Annotated in this window: 19 protein-coding genes; 14 read left to right on the plus strand and 5 right to left on the minus strand. The window is 69.3% G+C overall.

All coding sequences use genetic code 11. The features are described 5' to 3' along the window. Positions 1 to 172: 172 nt before the first annotated feature. Complete coding sequence (locus tag NQ706_RS09340; RefSeq protein WP_235181961.1) at positions 173 to 967, minus strand: TIGR00730 family Rossman fold protein; 795 nt, start codon at positions 965 to 967, stop codon at positions 173 to 175. A 95-nt stretch (positions 968 to 1062) separates the two neighbouring features. Here NQ706_RS09340 and NQ706_RS09345 point away from each other — a divergent pair, with 95 nt between their 5' ends. Further along, a complete protein-coding gene (locus tag NQ706_RS09345; RefSeq protein ID WP_038569854.1) occupies positions 1063 to 2430 on the plus strand; it encodes a threonine/serine exporter ThrE family protein in 1368 nt (455 codons plus the stop codon). Between the two features lie 236 nt (positions 2431 to 2666). On the opposite strand, the gene NQ706_RS09350 is transcribed toward NQ706_RS09345, so the two are convergent. From NQ706_RS09350 to NQ706_RS09360, 3 genes are all read right to left on the minus strand, one after another. Next, the gene (locus tag NQ706_RS09350) at positions 2667 to 3182 is read right to left on the minus strand and encodes a DUF1697 domain-containing protein (RefSeq protein ID WP_038569856.1); all 516 of its coding nucleotides are present in this window, start codon (positions 3180 to 3182) and stop codon (positions 2667 to 2669) included. 149 nt (positions 3183 to 3331) lie between these two features. Further along, positions 3332 to 4885 (minus strand): amino acid permease, encoded by a 1554-nt coding sequence (locus NQ706_RS09355; RefSeq protein WP_038569858.1) that lies wholly within the window; start codon positions 4883 to 4885, stop codon positions 3332 to 3334. 205 nt (positions 4886 to 5090) lie between these two features. Next, positions 5091 to 5774 carry an HAD family hydrolase gene (locus NQ706_RS09360; protein WP_038569860.1) on the minus strand — a complete coding sequence of 228 codons (684 nt, stop codon included), beginning with the start codon at positions 5772 to 5774 and terminating at the stop codon, positions 5091 to 5093. A 204-nt stretch (positions 5775 to 5978) separates the two neighbouring features. On the opposite strand from NQ706_RS09360, the gene NQ706_RS09365 reads away from it, so the two are divergent. The 13 genes from NQ706_RS09365 to NQ706_RS09425 all read left to right on the plus strand — a co-directional run bounded on the left by NQ706_RS09365 (position 5979) and on the right by NQ706_RS09425 (position 18656). After that, positions 5979 to 6896, plus strand: a complete 918-nt coding sequence (locus NQ706_RS09365; RefSeq protein ID WP_051806299.1) for a hypothetical protein — start codon at positions 5979 to 5981, stop codon at positions 6894 to 6896. A gap of 178 nt (positions 6897 to 7074) precedes the next feature. Then, on the plus strand, positions 7075 to 8343 hold the full coding sequence (locus NQ706_RS09370) for a hydroxyacid-oxoacid transhydrogenase (RefSeq protein ID WP_038569862.1): 1269 nt from the start codon (positions 7075 to 7077) through the stop codon (positions 8341 to 8343). A gap of 77 nt (positions 8344 to 8420) precedes the next feature. Continuing rightward, positions 8421 to 8609, plus strand: a complete 189-nt coding sequence (locus NQ706_RS09375; protein WP_038569864.1) for a hypothetical protein — start codon at positions 8421 to 8423, stop codon at positions 8607 to 8609. Between the two features lie 228 nt (positions 8610 to 8837). Next, positions 8838 to 9071: a hypothetical protein gene (locus NQ706_RS09380; protein WP_038569865.1), complete on the plus strand. Its 234-nt coding sequence runs from the start codon at positions 8838 to 8840 to the stop codon at positions 9069 to 9071. 303 nt (positions 9072 to 9374) lie between these two features. After that, positions 9375 to 10178 (plus strand): DsbA family oxidoreductase, encoded by an 804-nt coding sequence (locus NQ706_RS09385; RefSeq protein ID WP_038569867.1) that lies wholly within the window; start codon positions 9375 to 9377, stop codon positions 10176 to 10178. 151 nt (positions 10179 to 10329) lie between these two features. After that, complete coding sequence (locus NQ706_RS09390; RefSeq protein ID WP_038569869.1) at positions 10330 to 11811, plus strand: ferric reductase-like transmembrane domain-containing protein; 1482 nt, start codon at positions 10330 to 10332, stop codon at positions 11809 to 11811. A gap of 45 nt (positions 11812 to 11856) precedes the next feature. Further along, the gene (locus NQ706_RS09395; RefSeq protein ID WP_038569871.1) at positions 11857 to 12375 is read left to right on the plus strand and encodes an FMN-binding protein; all 519 of its coding nucleotides are present in this window, start codon (positions 11857 to 11859) and stop codon (positions 12373 to 12375) included. 40 nt (positions 12376 to 12415) lie between these two features. Beyond that, positions 12416 to 13231 (plus strand): FAD:protein FMN transferase, encoded by an 816-nt coding sequence (locus tag NQ706_RS09400; protein ID WP_038571962.1) that lies wholly within the window; start codon positions 12416 to 12418, stop codon positions 13229 to 13231. 170 nt (positions 13232 to 13401) lie between these two features. Further along, on the plus strand, positions 13402 to 14361 hold the full coding sequence (locus tag NQ706_RS09405) for a glycosyltransferase family 2 protein (RefSeq protein WP_038569872.1): 960 nt from the start codon (positions 13402 to 13404) through the stop codon (positions 14359 to 14361). A 149-nt stretch (positions 14362 to 14510) separates the two neighbouring features. Then, positions 14511 to 16691 carry a hypothetical protein gene (locus tag NQ706_RS09410; protein WP_150112825.1) on the plus strand — a complete coding sequence of 727 codons (2181 nt, stop codon included), beginning with the start codon at positions 14511 to 14513 and terminating at the stop codon, positions 16689 to 16691. Next, positions 16688 to 17932: a threonine/serine exporter family protein gene (locus tag NQ706_RS09415; protein WP_038569875.1), complete on the plus strand. Its 1245-nt coding sequence runs from the start codon at positions 16688 to 16690 to the stop codon at positions 17930 to 17932. The genes NQ706_RS09410 and NQ706_RS09415 overlap by 4 nt, the downstream gene beginning before the upstream one ends. A 14-nt stretch (positions 17933 to 17946) precedes the next feature. Further along, complete coding sequence (locus NQ706_RS09420; RefSeq protein ID WP_165584434.1) at positions 17947 to 18108, plus strand: hypothetical protein; 162 nt, start codon at positions 17947 to 17949, stop codon at positions 18106 to 18108. A gap of 161 nt (positions 18109 to 18269) precedes the next feature. Then, on the plus strand, positions 18270 to 18656 hold the full coding sequence (locus tag NQ706_RS09425; RefSeq protein WP_006945166.1) for a hypothetical protein: 387 nt from the start codon (positions 18270 to 18272) through the stop codon (positions 18654 to 18656). Between the two features lie 273 nt (positions 18657 to 18929). Here NQ706_RS09425 and NQ706_RS09430 read toward each other — a convergent pair whose 3' ends face one another. Next, the gene (locus NQ706_RS09430) at positions 18930 to 20219 is read right to left on the minus strand and encodes a lipase family protein (RefSeq protein WP_038569877.1); all 1290 of its coding nucleotides are present in this window, start codon (positions 20217 to 20219) and stop codon (positions 18930 to 18932) included. Positions 20220 to 20528: the final 309 nt, after the last annotated feature.

Consider the following 20528-nt stretch of genomic DNA (forward strand, 5'->3'; position numbering starts at 1 on the left):
CGTGCCCCGTTCGAGGTCACTGCGGTGTGGGCGGGCCTGGCACCGACGGCAGGCGGGCTCGAGGCCGTGAGCAGCAACTGTCTGACAGCGGGGATGCCCTCCCACCAACCGCCGGCGTCAACAGGCGCCACCGCTGCCACGTGCGCGTCATCGACGTCGGCGGCCTCACCGCTCAAGCGCGCGAGCACATCCGGACGCGCCTCGACCCGCCGCGCAGACCCGCACCGCTGACGATGCAGCGCGCGGCGAGAGCGTCGAGGGCCTCGTCGATGGTCGGTGCGACGACGGCGTCGTCGATGACGCTCTGCCGGATGAACCCGGCGTCCGCCAGACCCTGCACCGCGTCGAGCAGCGGGCGCCAGAACCCTTTTACGTCAAGGAAACCCACCGGCTTGTCGTGGTAACCGATGGTGCGCCACGTCCAGACCTCGAAGATCTCCTCGAGCGTGCCGAGGCCGCCGGGCAGCGTGAGAAAGGCGTCGGCGCGCGTGGCCATGCCGGCCTTGCGCGTGTGCATCGTGTCGACCTCGTAGAACTCCGTGAGGTCGTGCCGCCCCCATTCGCGCTCGACCATGAGCGACGGAATGAACCCGACGACCTCGCCCCCGGCGTCGAGCGCGCCCTGGCTCACCGCACCCATGAGGCCGCCGCCGCCCGCGCCGTACACGAGCGTCAGACCCCGTTCGGCGATGACTCGCCCCGCGTCGTACGCCGCGTCCATGAGCGCCGGGTGGGCGCCCGGCGTCGACCCGCAGAACACGGCGACGCTGTGCATCGTTCGGGCGTTCGCGCCCGCTGAAGTCGACGACGCCGCGGTCGGCGTCGCCGCGATGCGGCCCGATGTGGCGGCGCCCATCCCGTCGCCATGCACGGCGTCCGCGCCCCTCGCGTCGCCAGGGGCCGTCGAACCGCGGACGGGTTCGTTCGCGCGCTCGCCGTGGCCCTCTCTCGCGCCGGTTTCACTCATGCCCTCACCCTAGAGCCGGGCGGTGAAAACGCACCCTGCCTGCTGGGCGAGCGTCCGAGTGGACGCCGCGCCCCGCGTCCTGACACCGTGACGGCGTGCCTTCCTCCCGCCCCATCGACGACCTGTTCACGTTCACCCTGCGCGCCGGAAGCATGTTGCTGCGCAACGGATCTCCGTCGGCCAACGTCACCCAGGCAATGCTGACGATCACCCGCGTCAACGGTTTCGCGACCACGACGGCGAACGTCACGATGGGTCAGATCACGCTCAGCTACACGCCCGCGGACGACGCGACACCCGTCACGCGCGTTCAGACCGTCGGCGCGGCCGGCCTCGACGTGCACGTGCTGACGGTGCTCGAACACATCGTCGAGGATGTCGTCACCTCACGCATCGACATCCGTGAAGCGCTGCGACGTCTCGACGAGCTGGAGGCCGAACCGCCGCAGACGCGCACTCTCAAGACGCTCGGCACAGCGGCGATGGGCTTCGGGTTCGCGTGGCTGCTCGGCGGGTCGCTGGGCGTCTGCCTCATCGCGACGGTGTGCGCCGTCATCATCGACGTCGTCAGCGCCTGGCTCGCACGCGTGCAGCTGCCGTCGTACTACGGACGCGCGATCGCCGCCGGGCTCGCCGTCGCGACAGGTGCGGTGCTCGTCGCAGTGTTCCCGATCGGCTCGCCGGGCGTCATCATCACCGCCGCGCTCGTGACGCAGCTGGCCGGCAGCGCCTCCGTCAGCGCCATCCAGGACCTGTTGACGGGCTGGTACCTGACGGCCTGCGGGCGCCTCATCGAATCGACGATCCTGACGCTCGGGCTCGTCGTCGGCGCCATCGGCGCGGTGTACGGCGTTGCGTACGTCGGCGTGCATCTCGACATCGAGAAGACCGGCAACGGCAACCCCGTCGCGTGGCAGACGACGCTCGCCGCCGCGCTCATCGCCATCGGATTCGCGCTGCTCAGCCACGCACGCTGGCGCCACCTGCCGCTGTTCGGGCTGCTCGGCGCCGCGGCGCGCGCCATCTACCTGCTGCTCAGCGCCGCCGGGATCTCCAACTTCACCGCGACGAGCGTCGCCGCGATGGGGCTCGGCATCGTCAGCGTCGTCATGGCACGCCCGACGCACCTGCCGACGTCCGGCGCCCTCGACGTCGCCATCTCGCCGCTCGTGCCGGGCATGGTGCTCTACAAGGGGTTCGCCGCGCTCGCCACGCACTCGGGTAGCGCCGGCGCGTACCTGTTCGAAGCGATGGCCGTCGCCCTCGCCATCGGCACCGGCGCCGTCCTCGGGCAGTTCATCGCGAGCCGCTCCCTGTGGAGCGCCCGCAGCGTCCAGTACAAGCACGCGTCGCAGCACGGCGACGCCGACCTCGACGACACCGAGTTCGCCGCCAAGGGCCTGTCGACACCCGACTTCCGCCGTCCGTTCATCGACCACGGCGGTGAAGCGCCTCGGGGGTGACGGGCTGGCCGCTGTTGCCTGCGAGTGACGAGTTGGACGCCGCGGCCTGGGTGTGACGGTGGGGCGCCATGGCAGGGGGACGACGGGCTGGGCGTCGTCGGCTGCGCGGGCGGGTTGGTGAGGCGGCTGGAGGCGACCGGCCCGCACGATGGCGGATGACTCACAGGTAGGCGAGCAGCAATTCCCCTACCTGTGAGTTACCCGCCATCCGGGCGTTGCCCGCTGGTGCTGGTGCGTCAGGCGAGCATCTTCTCGAGGGTGTTGAGGTTGCGCGTGGTGGTCGTCGACTTCCAGCGCGGGCGGGCGAGCACCTTTGCGACGGGCGACGTCGTCGTGGCGCCCTTGAGGGTGCGCCAGTAGAGGTCGTCACCGGCGGCCAGGACGTGTTCGTCGCTGGGGTTGGCGTCGATGGCGGCCTGAGCGTCGTCGTAGGCGGGCGCGCCCCCGAGCACGACGTAGCGGTGGTGGGCGTCGTCGGGCGTGAACGGCCAGGCGTCGACGATGTTCGCGAGCTCGTCCGCGTCACGAACGAGAACGTAGGCTTCGTAGCCGAACTCGTCGCTCAGGACACGCTCGGCGAGTGTCTTGAGGTCGTCGGCGGGGCCGTCGAATGCGAGACGGACGTTGCCCGTCGCGAGCCACGTCGTCACCTCGCGGGCACCCGCCTCCGTCAGCACTTCGCACAAACGCGGCATGGGCACGCGCACGCCCCCGACGTTGATGCCGCGCAGGAACATGACGTAGGTGCTCACAGCTCGATCCTGCCACCCGACGTCGCGTTCGCCGCCGAAGCCGAGGGCTCGGGGTGAAGGCGTGCGAAAATCGCACATGTGGACAGGAATCGCCGTTGTGGACGCCGTTCACCGATGGTGGCAGGAATCGCAAGGGTGGACGGAAGTGCTCAGGCGTCGTTGCGGTGAGCCTCGGTCGAGGTAGCCGTCGTGTCGTCGGCATCGTCGGGGTCATCGGGGTCGTCGTGTTCGGCGAGCCCCTGCTCGGCGGCCTCGACGATCTCTTCGTCCGAGCCACCCGTGAAGCCGTGACGGGCGAACGCCGCGACGAGCACGATCGCTGCCACCGCGAGCGAGAACCACAGGTTCTGCGACTGGCCGTCGTCGAACGCCATCATGACGAGGATGAGCAGGATGAACGCGATCGTCGCGTACGTCAGCCACGGGAACAGCCACATGCGCACCCGCACCGTCGTGCCTGCCGCGTCCATCGCGCGGCGCGAGCGCAGCTGCGTGAACGAGATGCACAGGTACACGAACAGTGCCGCGCATCCGGCCGTCGACAGCAGGTAGGCGAAGATCTTGTCGGGCAGCACGTAGTTGAGGGCGACGCAGAAGAAGCCGACGACGACGCTGGCGAGGATCGCCGCGACGGGCACGCCGCGCTTGTTCGTCCGCCCGAACGACTTCGGCGCGTCACCACGCTGGCCCAGGCTGAACGCCATGCGGCTCGCGGTGTAGAGCGCCGAGTTGAGGCAGCTCGCGACGGCCGTCAGGATCGCGAGGTCGAGGACGGTCGTCAGTCGGCCGAGCCCGATCGTCTCGAGCGTGTACTGGTACGAACCCTTGGACGCGAGGTCGGGGCTCGTCCAGTCGACGAGGCACACGACGACCATGATCGAACCCAGGTAGAAGATCGAGATGCGCCAGATGACGCTGTTGACGGCCTTGCGGATGCCGCCGACGGGGTTGTTGGACTCGGCCGCGGCGATCGTCACGATCTCGGTGCCGAGGTACGTCGTCGTGGTCGTCAGCATCGCGGCGAAGATGCCGCCGACGCCGCCACCGAAGAACCCGTGGTCGGTGAGGCCGTGCACGCCGGAGACGTCGCTCGTCGGCAGGATGCCGAGGATCGCCAGTACGCCGAGCGCGATGAACCCGATGATGATGACGACCTTGATGAGCGCGAACCAGAACTCGAACTCGCCGTAGTTGCCGACGCTGACGAGGTTCGTCGCCGTCAGGATCGCCGTGATGAGGAACGCGAACACCCATTGCGGCCAGTCGATCCATTTGTGCAGGATCGTCGCGCCGGCGGTCGCCTCGACGGGGATGATGAGCGCCCACGCCCACCAGTACAGCCAGCCGATCGAGAACCCGGCCCACTTGCCGAGCGCGCGGTCGGCGTAGACGCTGAACGAACCCGTATCCGGGTTGACGGTCGCCATCTCGCCGAGCATGCGCATGACGAGGACGACGACGAGACCGGCCGCCGCATAGCTGATGATGGCGCTCGGGCCGGCCAGCTGGATCGCGTTCGCCGAGCCGACGAACAGGCCGGCGCCGATGACGCCGGCGATCGAGATCATAGTGACGTGACGCGGTTTCAACCCCGATTCGAGGGCGCCCAGTGGGGCGTCGTCGGTGGGCGGCTGGGCGGACGATTTCGACGGTTCGGGCGAGACGGGCGAGGCCCGTCTGTCGCCACCGGCTTGAGTCGACATGTCAACACCGTCCCCTGTTCGACGGGTGATTGCCACTCGGACGGTCGGCGAGTCCGGGATGTGACGCACGTCCGACCCGGGACGAGTGGGGTGAGAACAAGCGAAATGGTCGAACACGAGCGCTGTGCCGCTCGCATTCGAACATTTCGCTCGGTGTCTTCGGGGTGCCCCCAGCCAGATGGACCTACGGGCCCGATCTACGGCGTCAGTTCAGGCGGTCAAGCCAGGTGCCGTCGCGCAGGTCGGTGATGGCGTCGACGACGTCGGTGGCGCCCGCGTCATGCATCTCGGCGGCGGAGAAACCGCCGGTGCGCAGCCCCATCGTCGACATGACGGCCTTCTTCGCGGCCTCGACGTCCCACGTCGCGTCGCCGATGAGGACGCCCTTCGAGCCGCCCGCCTCCTTCAGCGCGACCTCGAGGATGTCGGGTTCGGGCTTGCTGTTGTCGGCGTCGTCGGAGGAGGTGACGGCGTCGAAGTCGTCGCGCGTCAGCCCGACCTTCTCGAGCGCAGCGTCAGTGAACTCCTCCTTGCCGCTGCTCGCGAGCGCCACCTTGTAGCCCTTGCTGCGCGCGGCGCGCACGGCGTCGGCGGCGCCGTCGAATCCGCGCACCTCGGGCAGGAGCTTCTCGTACTCCGCCTCCCACGCGTCGCGCAGGTCGCCGCCGTGCTTGCTCTCGACGTCGTCGCCGACGAGGCTCGGGACGAGCTGGTCGCCGCCCATGCCGATCGAGCGGTGCACGCGCCACAGCGGCGGATACAGGTCGAAGCGTGCGAACGCGCGCGCCCACGCGATGGCATGGTGGTACGTCGAGTCGATGAGGGTGCCGTCGACGTCGAACAGGACGGTGTCGACGGCCCCGGAAGCCTGCTGCGAATCGTCAGTCATCCCACCATCCTTGCCCGTTCGCGGCACCCGACGCAATGAACGCGGCGCCGCCCCGACCAGCACCGCTCACCGCGTCTGACGGCGAGGTAGCGGCGCATCGTTGCCGAAGCACGACGCGATTTCGGGCAATGATGCTGCGACGAGGGTGCGACGCCGGCTGATGCCGTCCGGGGCACGGTCAGTTGCCGCGCCTACGATGAAGACATGATCGACTCGAGCCGTCACGCCGTGCTGTGGCTGCTCATCTTCTTCGTCCTCGCGACGGCCGCGACGCGCACCGCGACGCGCTACATCCGTCACCGCGCCGACCAGGCCGAGGCGTACCTCAAGGAGAACGCCGAGCCGGGCATGTTCCGCAACATCGCCATCGCGGGCATCCACATCCACCATCAGGTGTGGGGCATCCTCATGCTGCTGTTCAGCGGCCTGATGCTCATCACGTACCTGCCCGAGCGCGGCCTGTGGCTCAACGTGCTCGCGGCGATCTTCGGCACGGGAGCCGCCCTCACCCTCGACGAGTTCGCGATGTGGCTGCACCTCGAAGACGTCTACTGGCAGGAGGAAGGACGCCAGTCGATCAGCGCCCTGCTCGTCGCCGTCGCCATCACCGCAGCCCTCGTCCTGGGCGCGAACCCGCTCGACATCGTCCCCGGCAGCGATGGAGTGCCCGGCGTCGTCGTCGCGGTGGGCATCGTCATCAACTTCGGGTTCGTCGTCCTGACGATCCTCAAGGGCAAGCTGCTGACGGGGTTGATCGGTGTGTTCGTGCCCGGTCTCGCCGTCGTGGGTGCCGTGCGCGTCGCGAAACCCGGATCGTGGTGGGCGACCAAGCGATACAAGACGGGCGGGTGGCTCGATCGGCGCTCCCACGCGCGTTTCAACGACGCCTACGACGAACGCTGGAACGCCGTGCGCGACTTCATCGGCGGCCGCCCCTACCCGCGCGAACAGATGCGGGCGACGATGCGCTCACAGATGCAGGCCGCGCGCCGACGCCGTCAGGAACTGCCGCTCGAGCGCGCGCAGGCCCGCGTCGCGCGTGAGATGCGCCGACATGAGCGGTTGACGGCCGCGCGGGTGCGGCGATCGTCGACGCGGGCGCGCTCGAGACGTCGACGCTGACGCGGCGGGTGACGCCCGACGCCCCACACGGTGCGGAACTGCACCACGTGGGACGTTCGCGCCGACCGATTGCCCCACTCGGCGTCGATCTGCGCCGAGTGGGACGTCACGAGGTTCAGAACAGTTCCGCCCGGGGCCAGGTGCCTCGTTCGTTTCATTCGCGCGTACCGTCGAGCCCATGAACGAAACGGTGTTCACCTACGGCAGCCCCCAACTGAAGTTCGGCCCCGGAGCCATCGACGAGATCGCCTGGGACGCATCCAATCTCGGCGCGCGCAGCGTCGCCGTCGTGAGTGATCCGGGCGTCGCGGACGCAGGCATCACGCAACGCGTCGCCGACGTCCTGACGGGCGGTGACATCAGCGTCGACGTCTTCACCGGCGCCCGCGTCGAGCCGAGCGACGCCTCGTTGCAGGCAGCCACCGACTGGGCCCGCAAGAACGGGCCCTGGGACGCGATCGTCGCCGTCGGGGGTGGCTCGAGCATCGACACGGCCAAGGCCATCGCCCTCATGACGACGAACGACGGCGACCTCGTCGACTACATCAACGCGCCCGTCGGTGGCGGCAAGAACCCGACGAAGCCGCTCGTGCCCGTCATCGCCGTGCCGACGACGACCGGCACGGGCAGCGAGTCGACGACGATCTGCGTCCTCGACGTGCTCGAAGCGAACGTCAAGACGGGCATCAGCCATGCGTCGCTGCGCCCGCGGCTCGCCGTCATCGACCCGCAATTGACGATGACGCAGCCCGCCGGCGTCACCGCGGCCGCGGGCATGGACATCCTCTGCCACGCCCTCGAGAGCTACACGGCCAAGCCGTACACCGAATTCGCCGCCAAGCGTGCCGAGGAGCGCGTGCCGTACTGCGGCGCCAACCCGATCAGCGACATGTGGTCGCGCGAGGCCGTGCGTCTGCTCGCGACGTCGTTCCGCACCGCCGTCGCGGACGGTGACGACGTGGACGCGCGCGGCGCGATGGCGCTCGCGGCGACGTTCGCGGGCATGGGGTTCGGCAACGCCGGCGTCCACGTGCCGCACGCCTGCGCCTACCCGATCGCCGGCATGGTGCGCGACTTCCGCCCCGACGGCTACGACGCCGACCACCCGATGGTGCCGCACGGCATGGCCGTCGCAATGACGGCGCCCGCCGCGTTCGCGCTGCTCTACCCCACCGACCCGGGGCGGCACCACGAGATGGCCGCGTTGCTGGAACCGGACACCGCCGGCAGCGACCTCGGCCGCGATGCGCTGCCCGACGCCCTGCGTCGCCTCATGCGCGACATCGGCCTGCCCAACGGCCTTGTTGCACTGGGCTATTCGCCCAACGACCTGCCGCAGCTCGTCGACGGCGCGATGAAGCAGCAGCGCCTGCTCGCGACGGCGCCCGTCGACATCACCGAGACCGACGTCGAACGCGTGCTGCGAGACTCGATGACGCTCTGGTGACGACGCCCCTGCCGTGAGGTGGGCGCTACGGTGGGGCGCGGCATCGCGGGACGTCGACCGCTGCGGGGTGTTCACAGGTGGCCGGGCCTATAAGGCGCCCGCCCGTCCCCCTCTGCGATTCGCGCATCGATTCCGTCGTCACGCCGGGCCCCTGGCATGACGCCGCCCACATCCGGCTCGCCGGTTCTGACGACGAGCGTCCGATGGGCTTTCCGGCTCAGTACGCCGAGCGCATCGCGAAGATCGGCGACAAGCTCCTGCGCTGACGGGTGAGGCCTGGCCGCCCGCGTGACGACTGCAGGACGCCGCAGCCCGTCAGCGTCCGGCGACCGTCACAGGTGATGCGCCCAGACGATCGGTCCCGACCGCGAGCGCACTGGCGCCTGACCCGCGACCGACGACGCCGGCGTCAGCGTCAACGTCCGAGCTGCAGCGCGATCATCGGCGCGAGGGTGCGGACGACGTCGCGCGGCGGCATGGAGGTGATCGGCTCGATGCTGTTCATCTCCAACCCGATCTCGGGCCTCGCGACCGGCCCGCAGTGGCTGCCGCACCCCTGGGGCACGATCGGGCAGTTCCTGCCCGTCGGTGCGGCCGGCACCGCGCTGCGATCAGTCGCCTACTTCGACGGGCGCGGGGCGTCTCAGGCCTGGATCGTCCTGCTCTGCTGGGCCTTCGGCGGGTTCGTCCTGCTGTCGCTCGGCAAGTGGCGCAAGACAGCGCACTGACGGCCAGCCCGCGCGACGAGCGACGCGGCATCATCCGGGAGCCGATCCATCATGGCTGGGTCGGCGCCCGCGCCATGTCGTGGCGGGCCTGTCGCGCACGGGGCGAATCGGGCACAGGCGAGTCAGGCGCGGGCATTGCACAGAACACGGCGGTGCAGGAGTACGTGAGTCGGGCACGGGGCACTCGGGCGGGGCGGATCGGGCGCAGCCTTGTCATGCACCCGCTTCCGGCCGTCGGCGCGACGGATCGTCACGGCCAGCACACGTCGGAATAGTTGAACAGTCAACGGTATTGACACCCGCATGAGGATCGACATCTGGAGCGACATCGTCTGCCCGTTCTGCGTCATCGGCAAGCGTCACCTCGAGCTGGCGCTCGAGAACTTCGAGCACGCGGACGACGTCGAGATCGTCTGGCACAGCTACGAACTCGACCCGAGCATAGAGCGTGAGCCCGGCCGCACGCTCGTCGACACGATTGCGACGAAGTACGGCATCAGCGCCGAGCAGTCGGCGGCGAGCCAGCGGGACGTCGCAGCGCGCGCGGCCGCCGTGGGCCTGACGTTCAACTGGCAGGACGCGAAGTACGGCAACACGTTCGACGCCCACCGCCTCATCCATCTCGCAGCGCATCACGGACTCGCGACCGTGGCGGAGACGCGCCTCATGCACGCCTACTTCACAGAGGGCGTCTCGATCGGCCACGTCGACGAACTGCAGCGTCTCGGCGAGGAGATCGGGTTGCCCGCCGACGACGTCCGCCGCGTCCTGGCCGGCGACGAGTTCACTCAGGATGTGCGCGCCGACGAAGCGGCGGCGCGTCAGATCGGCATCACCGGTGTGCCGTTCTTCGTCCTCGACGAGCGCCTCGCCGTCTCCGGTGCGCAGCCCGTCGAGACGTTCGAGCGCGCCCTGACGCAGGCCTGGCAGGCCCGTACGGCCACCTCGGACCCGACCTCGGACGCGGCGGCAACGCACGGCGCGTCCACGTCATCCGACGACGCCGCGCCCGCCGGCCGCGACGCCGGCACGGAATCAGTCGGCCACGGCCGCGCCGGCACCCACAGCCATCCCGGCCCCTGCGACACCGACCACTGCACCATCTGACCGCGGGCCCGTACCCATCTGCGATTTTCGTGCCCGTTTTCCGGGAGTGAATGTGGACGAACATCGCAGATGGGTACGCCTCCGACGCCCTCATAGCCGCCTCACAGCGACGCCATACGGGGTGGTGAAGTGAGGGCGGGACAGTGGCGTCATGAGCACGCAGGTCACCATGCCGCCGACACCGAACAGACTCGGCGCCTCCGCCGTCGCGGCACCACGCGAACCGCGCATCATCCCCTCCTGGTGGCGTGACGCGAGCATCGTCGTCGTCTGGGGCCTCGGCCTGTTCGTCGTCGCCCTGTGGGTGACGAACGGCGGGATCGCCGGCCTGACGTCCACGTCGGGCGTCCTCGACGAATCGGGCCGCCTCACGGGTCTGATCGCGAGCTACCTGCTCCTGCTGCAGGTGCTGCTCATGGCGCGAGTTCCGTTCGTGGAGCAGGCCTTCGGGCAGGATGGGCTGACGCGCCTGCACCGCTGGGTCGGCTTCTCGAGTTTCACGCTGATGCTCGCCCACATCGCCCTCATCACGCTCGGCTACGCCGCCGACGCGCACCAGAGCATCTGGGGGCAGATCGTCGACTTCACCCTCACCTACCCGGCGATGCTGCTCGCCCTGGCCGGAACCGTCGCGCTGTGCCTCGTCGTCGTCACCAGCATCAAACCGCTGCGCCCCGGTAGCTCGACTCGGTCCCCCCGCTCGCGCGCGCTGCGCTACGAGAGCTGGCATCTGCTGCACCTGTACGCCTACCTCGGCGTCGGTCTGGCCCTGCCGCACCAGCTGTGGACGGGCCGCGACTTCCTCGCCTCGCCCGTCGCGACGACGTTCTGGTGGGCCCTGTACGCGGCGGTGGCGCTCACCGTCATCGTGTTCCGCGTGCTGCTGCCGCTCGCGCGCACCCAGCGCGCCGGCCTGCGCGTGACGAACGTCGAGGAGATCGCGCCCGGCATCGTCAACGTCAGCGCCGTGGGGCGCGCCACGGCCGCGCTCGACGCGCGCGCCGGCCAGTTCCTGCAGTGGCGCTTCGGCGGGCCGGGCGTGACGCGCGCGAACCCGTACTCGCTGTCCGCCGCGCCTCGCGTGAGGGACGACGGGCAGGTCCAGCTGCGCTTCACCGCCGCGATGATCGGCGACGGCTCACGTCGCCTGTCGACGCTGACACCGGGGACGCGCGTCCTCGTCGAAGGGCCGTACGGCCGCATGCACACGGGCGCCGCGCGCACCCGAGCGTCGCTGCTCATCGGCGCCGGAATCGGCATCACCCCGCTACGCGCCCTGCTCGACGAACTGCCGAGCGACCCCGCGACGGGGCGGCTCGACGCGATCGTCATCCACCGTCACAGCACCGACGCCGACCTCGTGCTCGACGACGAGATCGAGGCCATCACCGCCGCGCGCGGTGGCCAGTACATCGTGCTGCGCGGCCACCGCATCCCCGGCCGTGAGAGCTGGCTGCCCGAGGATCACCGTCACCTCAGCGACGCCGACGCCCTCTTGCTCGCCTGCCCGGACGTGCGCGAACGCGACGTCTACGTCTGCGGCGGGGCAGGTTGGATGCGCGCGGTCGAGCGAGCGCTGCGCGAGGTCGGCGTGCCGCGCGAGCAGATCCACGTCGAACACTTCACCTACTGAACCTACTGACCTACCGACCTATTGACCTACTGAGCGAGGACGATCATGAAACGCATCACCTGGTGGGCCATGAGCACGCTGACGCTGCTCGTGCTGCTGTTCAGCTACCGCACGTCGACGGAGGCAGTCGCAGCCGGCGGGGCTGGGGCGTCGAACACCGTTGCGATGCAGCAGAACACCACGACGGGCCAGAGCGAAGCGGGATCGACGCAGACGACGACGTCGGGGTCCGGCACCGGTTCGGTTTCGACGCCCGCGGCCTCGGCTTCGACGTCCGGCTCGGCGAAGTCCGCGACCTACACGGGCACGAGCGTCGACACGCGTTGGGGGCCGGTGCAGGTGCGCATCACCGTCGCGAACGGAAAGGTCACCTCGTCGGAGGCCATCGTGTACCCGAGCGAGAACTCGCGCGATCAGGAGATCAACTCCGTGGCCATCCCGACGCTCAACTCCGAGGCGACGGGCACGACGACGAGCTCGATCGACATGGTCTCCGGCGCGACGTACACCTCGACCGGCTACATCCAGAGCCTGCAGTCGGCACTCGACCAGGCCCACATCTGAGCCCGCGATGACAACGACGGCTTCGACGCGAGAAGAGATCATGACGCCCACCACCCCGGAACCGACGTGGCGCACCCGAGCGTTCGTCGAACACACGATGGGCATGGCCGTCTCGCTCCATATTCGCGTCGCACACGACGAGTTCGACTCACGCACAGACGAACTGGCCGACGCAGCCCACCGGGCCTTCGCCGCCCTGCACCGCGCCGACGACGTGTTCTCGACCTACCGCGCCGACAGCGACCTCATGCGTATTCGACGCGGCGAGCTCGACGAGACCGAGGCGGACCCCTGGTACGCAGACGTTCGCGCGTTGTGCGACGAAGCCGCGACCGTCACGAATGGCCTGTTCACGACCGACCTCGTCGGGCCCGACGGCAGCCGCGGGTACGACCCGACCGGCCTCGTCAAGGGTTTTGCCGTCGAACGCGCCGCCGACGTCCTGCGCGCCGTCCCGGGGATCGTGTTCTGCTTCAACGCCGGCGGTGATCTGACGTGCGACGCGGGGCCGGGCGCGAGTGCAAGCATCGAACGCGTGTGGCGCGTCGGCATCAGCGACCCGCGCGACGCGGCGGGCGTCGTCGCGACGATCGAGCTGACGCAGGGCGCGCTGGCGACGTCGGGCACCGCGCAGCGTGGCGCCCACATCGTCGACCCGAGGACGAATGTGGACGAAAATCGCAGAAGGGGACAGGAATCGCCGATGGGGCACGGGGGCGGGTGTGCGAGCGTCACCGTCGTCGGGCCGGATCTGGTCTGGGCTGACGTGTGGGCCACCGCCTGCTTCCTCGACCCCGACGCCCTCGCCTTCAGTCGCATGGCCGCCAGCTACCGCGTCGCGCACCTGCAGGCCTGACACGCTGCCTCCCACGGGTCTCGAGGCGCGGCCGGCATGCAGGTCCGAGACCGCCGCCGGCCCGGCCGCGAACGGACCCCGCCAGGAGGCGCGAGTCGGCGCGGGTGCGGTCCGCCGCTCCGGGCCGGCATGTCCGCTGCATCCGCGGTACCGCCACGTATTCTGGGGCGGTGAGCCCTGAATTGTCCGTCGTCGTCCCCATGTTCAACGAGCAGGACGTGCTGCCCCTGTTCGCCGAGCGTCTGCGCCCCGTCCTCGACGGCATGAATACCTCGTACGAGGTCGTGTGCGTCGACGACGGATCATCTGACGACACCCCCACCATCCTGCAGCGACTGCGCCGCGAGTGGCCGCAGATCCGTGTCGTGCGGTTGCGCGCGAACGCAGGCCACCAGGCCGCCATGAGCGCCGGCCTCGCGCGCTCTCTCGGCTCCTGGATGGTGACGATCGACGCCGACCTCCAGGATCCCCCGGAGGTCATCGCCGAGATGCTCGACGTCGCGAAGCGCGAGCACGTCGACGTCGTCTACGGCGTACGCACCGACCGCACGACGGACACGGCGTTCAAGCGCACCACGGCGGAGGGCTTCTACAAGGTGATGGGCAAGCTCGGGGCGGGTGGCGCGATGAACGCAGCCGACTTCCGCCTCATGAGCCGAGAAACGGTCGACGCCGTCCTCGCGCTGCCCGAGCAGAACCGCGTGCTTCGCCTCGCCGTCCCGCACCTCGGTTTCCCGAGCGCCGAGGTCGGCTACAAGCGTGAGGCCCGCGCCGCAGGCGAGTCGAAGTATCCGCTGTCGAAGATGCTGAAGCTGACGTTCGACAGCATCACAGGCGTCTCCAACGCCCCACTCCGGCTGGCGACGTGGTTCGCCGGTCTGGGGTTCGTCACCGCCTTCCTGGTTCTCGTGTTCGCGCTCATCTCCAAACTGACGGGCCACTCGATCACCGGCTGGGCTTCCACCATGGTCGCGATCTGTGGCTTCGGGGCATTCCAGCTGTTGTGCCTCGGAATCCTCGGCGAGTACGTCGGGCGTTTGTACGTGGCGATGCAGGCTCGCCCGACCCACTACATCGCGTACGACAGCCTCGAGACCCCGACCACCGGGTCGCAGGACCTGCGCCGATGACGGCGCACCGCGCATCCGCGCCGGCCTCGGGAGCCAGCCGGATTGAGACCGAGCGAACCAGCCATGACACGGCGTCCGCCACACCCCCCAGCGAACGTCTCGTGGGAGTGGCGACAGGCCTCGCGGCGGGCGTGCTGACCGTCGCAACGATGATGCATAACGGCCTCACGGCCGCCGACGTCGCCCGCTTCTCGGCCGCCGTGCTCGTATCCGTCGTCCTCCCTGGCGCGATCGTGGCTCATGGATTCCGCGTGCGTGATCTGCCGACGCGGCTCGCGGTGGCCTTCACCGCGGGTCTCGGGCCACAGATCTTCGGCTGGTGGGTCGCCGTGCACACCGGTCAGGCCTGGCTGACGCTCGCCGCCCCGCTCGCCATCGCCGTCGTGGTCGGGGGCTTTGTGTGCCTGGTGACCAGACGTCGCCGCGATGGCGCCGCGCCGGCCCGAGCCCCCGACCCCCGGTCAGAGCCCGATGCCCGGCATGGTGTTCGCGTCGGCAGCGCCCTCGCCCTGCTGTTCGCCTGGGCGATGGTGCTGCGCTCGTTGCAGACCCATTTATTCACGATCACTCCGCTCGATCATCACATCCGCTGGTACCAGGACATGGATTGGCACCTAGCGATCACTGCGGACGCCATGCACCACGCGCCCCCGACGGACCCCCAGTCGGCAGCGGAGGGCGCCCTGTCGTACCACTGGTTCAGTAATGCTCACGGCGCCGCCCTAGCCATGGCAAGCGGGGTTTCTGTCGACAAGGTCACCGTCGTCGCCTGGTACCTCCCCGTTGCGGCTGCCGCCCTCGGTGTCGTGTTCGGCTTTGCCAGATGGCTGTCGCGCAGCAGTGCGGGTGGTGCTGGTGCCGCCATACTGTTCGCCCTCCCTCCTGTGGTTCTCATCCTTCGCCCAGTCGACACTGGTTCCACGTCCGGCCTGGTCTGGCTCAGCCCGTCACACATCTTCAGCCTGCCGGTATGTGCCCTGCTCGCGTGGGCCGTACTGCGTCTGCTGCGGGAACCACGCGTCACGGCGCCAGTGGTCACGGTGGCCCTCGTCCTCGCCCTCATGGGCCCCGGAACGAAGGTTTCGCTCCTGCCAACGATCCTCGGCGGCGTGGGGCTTGTCTTCCTTCGTGCCCTCGTGCGCCGCCGCGGTTGGTTGCGCCCCCTCGTCGTCGGCGTCGTCGGCTGTTTGATCATCGTGATCACCGCCTCGGCGTTCGCCGGGGGAGGCGGCGGATCGAAGTTCGTCGCCGGAGCCACGGCCACTCAGATCAAGGTGTGGAAGGACGTCGTGATCTCGGGCCACCGGCCAAGTTCCTTGATGCTTGTCATGCTGGTCACGAGCCTCATCGGTACGTACGCCTGCTGCTTGCTCGTGACAGCTGGCCGCACGCACCTCACACGGGGTGACGATGCCCTGCTCATGTATGCAGGGATGCTGATCGTTGCCTTCCTGGCCATGTTCCTCCTCGCGCACCCCTCCATGTCGCAGGTCTACTTCATGAGGGGCCTGGCTCCGGTGACGGCTGTCTTCATCGCCTGGGGTGGCTACGGCCTGTGGGTGGGCGTCGGCTCGCGGAACGCTCGTGCCGCTCTGATCATGGCTCTGGTGCTCGGGTGGGTCGTCGGCACGGTGTGGCAGGACACCGAGTCCTTCCAGGCTGCCCGCACGCCGCGTATGTGGTGGTTGACCATGCTCGCCGTGCTCGTGGTCGTCACATGTTCTGTACTCGTCAGTCTCATCAGAGCCGACCCGTCATCGCGCCGCCATACCGCTGGAGCGATCGCTCTCGCGGCCCTGCTGGGTTATGGGCTCACACCACAGATCACGTCGTCGGTGCACACGCCGTCCCCGCCGCATCAGACTGCGTCGAGCGACCCGCCGACGCCGACCTCACCACTGTCACGCGACGAGCTCGCTGCGGCAGCCGCGCTTGCGCATGCGAACCCCAAGGGCCACCTCGTCGCGACTAACGTGCACTGCCGCTCCATCAGGACGACCCCGTTCTGTGATTCTCGCTCCTTCTGGGTGGCGGCCTACACCGCATCACCGGTCGACATCGGGGCGTGGGGCTACAGCAACAGTGCCCGGGTGCGCCACATGGTCGGCGGCCGGAGCTACCTGGCGCAGCCGTACTACGACGAAGCGGCCTTCCGTCAGAACGAGACGGCCTTCAGGCACCCGACGGCAACGAACCTTGCGGAGCTCAAGAAGCGGGGTGTGCGCTTCCTCTACGCCGACAGAAGGGCGTCCGGCGTCTCGAACGAGCTCCTGCCACTCACCACGCCCGTGTTCGTCTCACCGACAACCATGGTCCTACGCCTCAGATGAACGACGCCAACACGCGTCAGTTGCTCGTCTATCTCGCGGCGGCTCACATGGCCGCCGGAGCGGGGGCGCACGAGGCGGAGGAGGACGTCGTGCGCGCCGCCCGCGCCATCGGGCTGCCCGGCGTGCAGATGCAGGCCAACCCGAACGGCGTGACGCTGGGGCTCGGCCATGGTGAGCCGGCGACGTTCGAGTCCGTCGAGGGTTCGTTGCGACTCGATCAGACGGCGCGTGTCGCCGCGATCCAGCACGGTCTGGAGATGGGGTCGCTGACGCCTGCGGACGCCCTCGCCACGCTGCGCGGCCTGAGGAGGCAACGCGCCCGCTTTCCCGTCGTCGGCATGTACCTCGGCGGCTTCGTCGTCGCAGCGGGCATCGCCGGGATCCTCCAACCGACCTGGCCGAGCGTGCTGTTCGCTGCCCTGGCGAGCCCCGTCACCGTCGCCCTGATCCGCCTGACGGGCCGTCGTCTCGTCCCGGCGGCACTGCTGCCGCTGTTCGCCGGGTTCATCGTCGCGGCCGCCGCGTTCGCGGCCTTCGACGCCGGTCTCGTCGCCAGTCCACTGCGCACGATGCTGCCACCCGTCGCGGTGCTGCTGCCGGGCGCTCTCATCGTCACGGGCCTCAGCGAACTCGTCGCCGGCGCCATGGTCAGCGGCGCCGCGCGCCTCGCGCACGGCACGGCGCAACTCGTCATGTTCGCCGCAGGCGTCGCAGGCGCGAGCCTGCTGACGCACGCGCCGAGCAGCGCCTTCGTCAACACCCGCGTCGACGAGCTGGGCCCGCTCGCCGGGTTCATCGGCCTCGGGGCGGTGACGATCGGCATCTGCCTCATGGAGTCGGTGCCGCGGCGCCTTGCACCCTGGGTGCTCGCCGTGACGACGCTGACGTACGCGACGCAGTGGTCGATCCAGAACTGGCTCGCCTACCCCGCCTGGGCCGGCGCGTGCGCAGGCGCCTTCATCGCCGCCTTCAGCGCATGGGTGATGGCGCTCGCCCGCCCGACGCTGCCGCGCATGGTGTTGTTCCTGCCAAGTTTCTGGCTGCTCGTGCCCGGCTCGCTGGGGCTCGTCAGCGTCACGCAGCTCGCCATCGACCCGCATGAGTCGTGGAAGACGGCGACGAATGCCTCCGGCGCCATCGTCGGGATCGCTCTCGGGCTCGTGTTCGGCACGAGCGCCGCGCGCGGGCTTCGCGTCACGATCCGACGCACCCGTCGCCGCCGTCCCCACCGGCCCGCCTGATCTACGCTGGAGCGATGACGTCGTCCCCGCGCCTGCGCGCCTTTCTCCTCGCCCTGTGCGGTGTCGCACTGGGTATCGCACTCGCGCGCCTGTCGGGCGGTTCCCTCGCCGTCGTGCTCGCGATCGTCGTCGGCGTCGCGTGCTTCATCGTCATGCAGATGCGGCGCGGGGGCTGACAGCCCTGCCCAGGGCAGGCTATCCGGCACCAATCTGACCGAATCGGTGGCGCCGGATGCGCCGTTGCGGGGAAAATGAAGGAACGCGTGTCTGCCGACGCGCTGACGTTCGACGTCGACGCCCGTCGACCTCGCCGAGAGTCCACGCTGAAAGGTCTGGCATGAGCACCTCACCCACGGAGCGTCGCGACGACGACTTCACGTTCCCGACCGCCGCCTGGGTCGCCATCGACGTCACGGCCCTCGGCGTGCTCATCCTGCTGCTGTGGATCTTCCAGCCCGAGAAGGGTCTGCTGCCCGAGCCGAGCTGGCTGATCGACCCCCTCGCCGGCTGGCTGCTCGGCAACGTCCTCGGGTTCGCGGCATACAAGACATTCCTCAAGCTGCCGCCGGCCGGCATGGCGGCGATCTGCCTCGTGCTGGTCGCCCTCTCGCCCGTCATCTTCCTCAAGTACCCGGCCATGGGTGCGTTCTTCTCCGCGCTGGCCATCGGCATCGGCGCGGGTTCGATCATCCACCGAACGCTGATCGAGCGCGGCACGCACTGACGCGTCTCGACCTCAACGTCGAGCGCAACACCGCAGCCCCCGTCGACGAGACGGGGGCTGCGGTGTTTCACGTGAAACACGCCGCAGTGTCAGCCCTGCGCGCTCCATGCGGCCCCCGACACGACGGAAAGTGCGGGCCCCGCCAAGCACGCTGCTCACATTGCCCGGCGGCCGGGTGCGGGCCGGACGGGCCGGTACGCACGAACCGCCCGGAATCACGAGGATTCTCGGGCGGTTCGTCGATCACGCGTCAGATCGCACGGCGTCCCGGTGTCACGGCATCCCGGCGATGGAACCACAGTTCGACGTCGCGGGCTTGCCCGCGAGACGGTCGACGACCCAGTCGCGCGCGGCCGATTGGTCGGTGATGTACGGGGCGAGGTGGTTGAGAATCGACTTGGTGCCCGTGCTCGGGTTGCTCAGCGGCGCGTACGTGACGTTGGAGCCCTTGCCGCACCAGTCGACTGCGAGCTGGCGGGCTTGACTGTGCGTGACGAGGTCGTCGGCGTTCGCCGTCGCCACGCGCACGGCAGCCGTCGGCTTGAGGCGGCCGATGCGCTGGGCGTCGATGAATTCGGAGAGCGCCGGTTCGCGCGCGACGATCTGCGCGAGCGATTCGCCCGTCTTCGTGTACTGCGACGTCTTCTTGCCACCGAACGCGAGGACGGTGTCGGCGGTGCACTGCCCGCTCGTCTTCGCGAGCATCGCCTTGCCGTTGCCGTTGAAGTTGTCGTCGACGATCTGTTGCAGCGCCGGGTACTCGCTGAAGGCGCCGTTGATGATGTATCCGATGACGCCGGCGATCGGACTGCCGTCGACGCCGGAGAGCACCGAGTTGAGGTCGGCGGGTGGCGCGCCGACGTAGGCGGCTGCGACGTTCAGCTCCGGCGCGTACGCGGGAGCGGCTTCGACGGCCGCGCCGGAAGCGCCGCCACCCTGGGAGTAGCCGTACGTCGCGACCTTCGAGTCGGCCGTGACGCTCGCGCCGGGCACCTTGCTCGCGACGCGCGCCGCGTCGAGCACCGCGTGGGCCTGGTCGGCACGGTTCATGTAGCTGTGGACGCGGTCGTTCATGCCAAGGCCGACGTAGTCGGTGACGACGACGGCGACGCCCTTCGACAGCAGTTTGTTCATCGCGGTCGTCTCGTAGTTGACACCGATCGAGCCGGGAACCTCGAGGTTGAGCGCGGAGGTGAGCATCTTCGACGGCGCGCACTGGTCGCCCTGGCCGATCGTGCCGACGGAGAAGCTGACGACGGGACGCGGGCCCGGGCCTGCCCACTTCGCCCACGGCTCGATGTAGGCGCCGGTGACGGCGGTCGGCTTGTCGTTCGTGTCGCGCGTCGAGTACATGATGCGCGTCGTCTTGCCATACACGCCGAGGCCGGTCAAGAACGGCTCACTCTTGATGAGGGTGCCGGGGGTGGCCGGGACGCTGGCGGGCGCGGTGTAGAAGGTGGCGGTGCTGGCCTGGGCGGCGGGCGCTGCAGCCATCGTCGTGACGCAGGCGGTGGAGGTGGCGGCGAACGTGAGAGCGACGGCGGCGAGACGGTTTCGGCGCATGGGGGTTCCTTCGGGGGGAGAGTTTCCGGGGACCGGCATGAAGCAGCCACGCGATGTGACCCAACGCACAGTAACCCTCCCGCGGGGGCGGTTGGGGAACGGCGATCCGAAAAGTTACGCGAGCGTAATCGGGTGAGAGATCGCGATCTTCCCGTCACGACGGGTGGCCCGACGGGTCGAAATGAAGCGCCCTGGGTCTGATGGAGACTCGCGCTATTTGATTCCGATCAGCAGATTGCTGTCGTTGGGGACAGCATAGAACGCGTTCTCGAACTCGGCGGGTGGGACGTCTCCGAGGTATCCGTGGAG

It is taken from the genome of Dermacoccus sp. BD5, from assembly GCF_044878485.1.
Taxonomy (GTDB): Bacteria; Actinomycetota; Actinomycetes; order Actinomycetales; family Dermatophilaceae; genus Dermacoccus; species Dermacoccus nishinomiyaensis.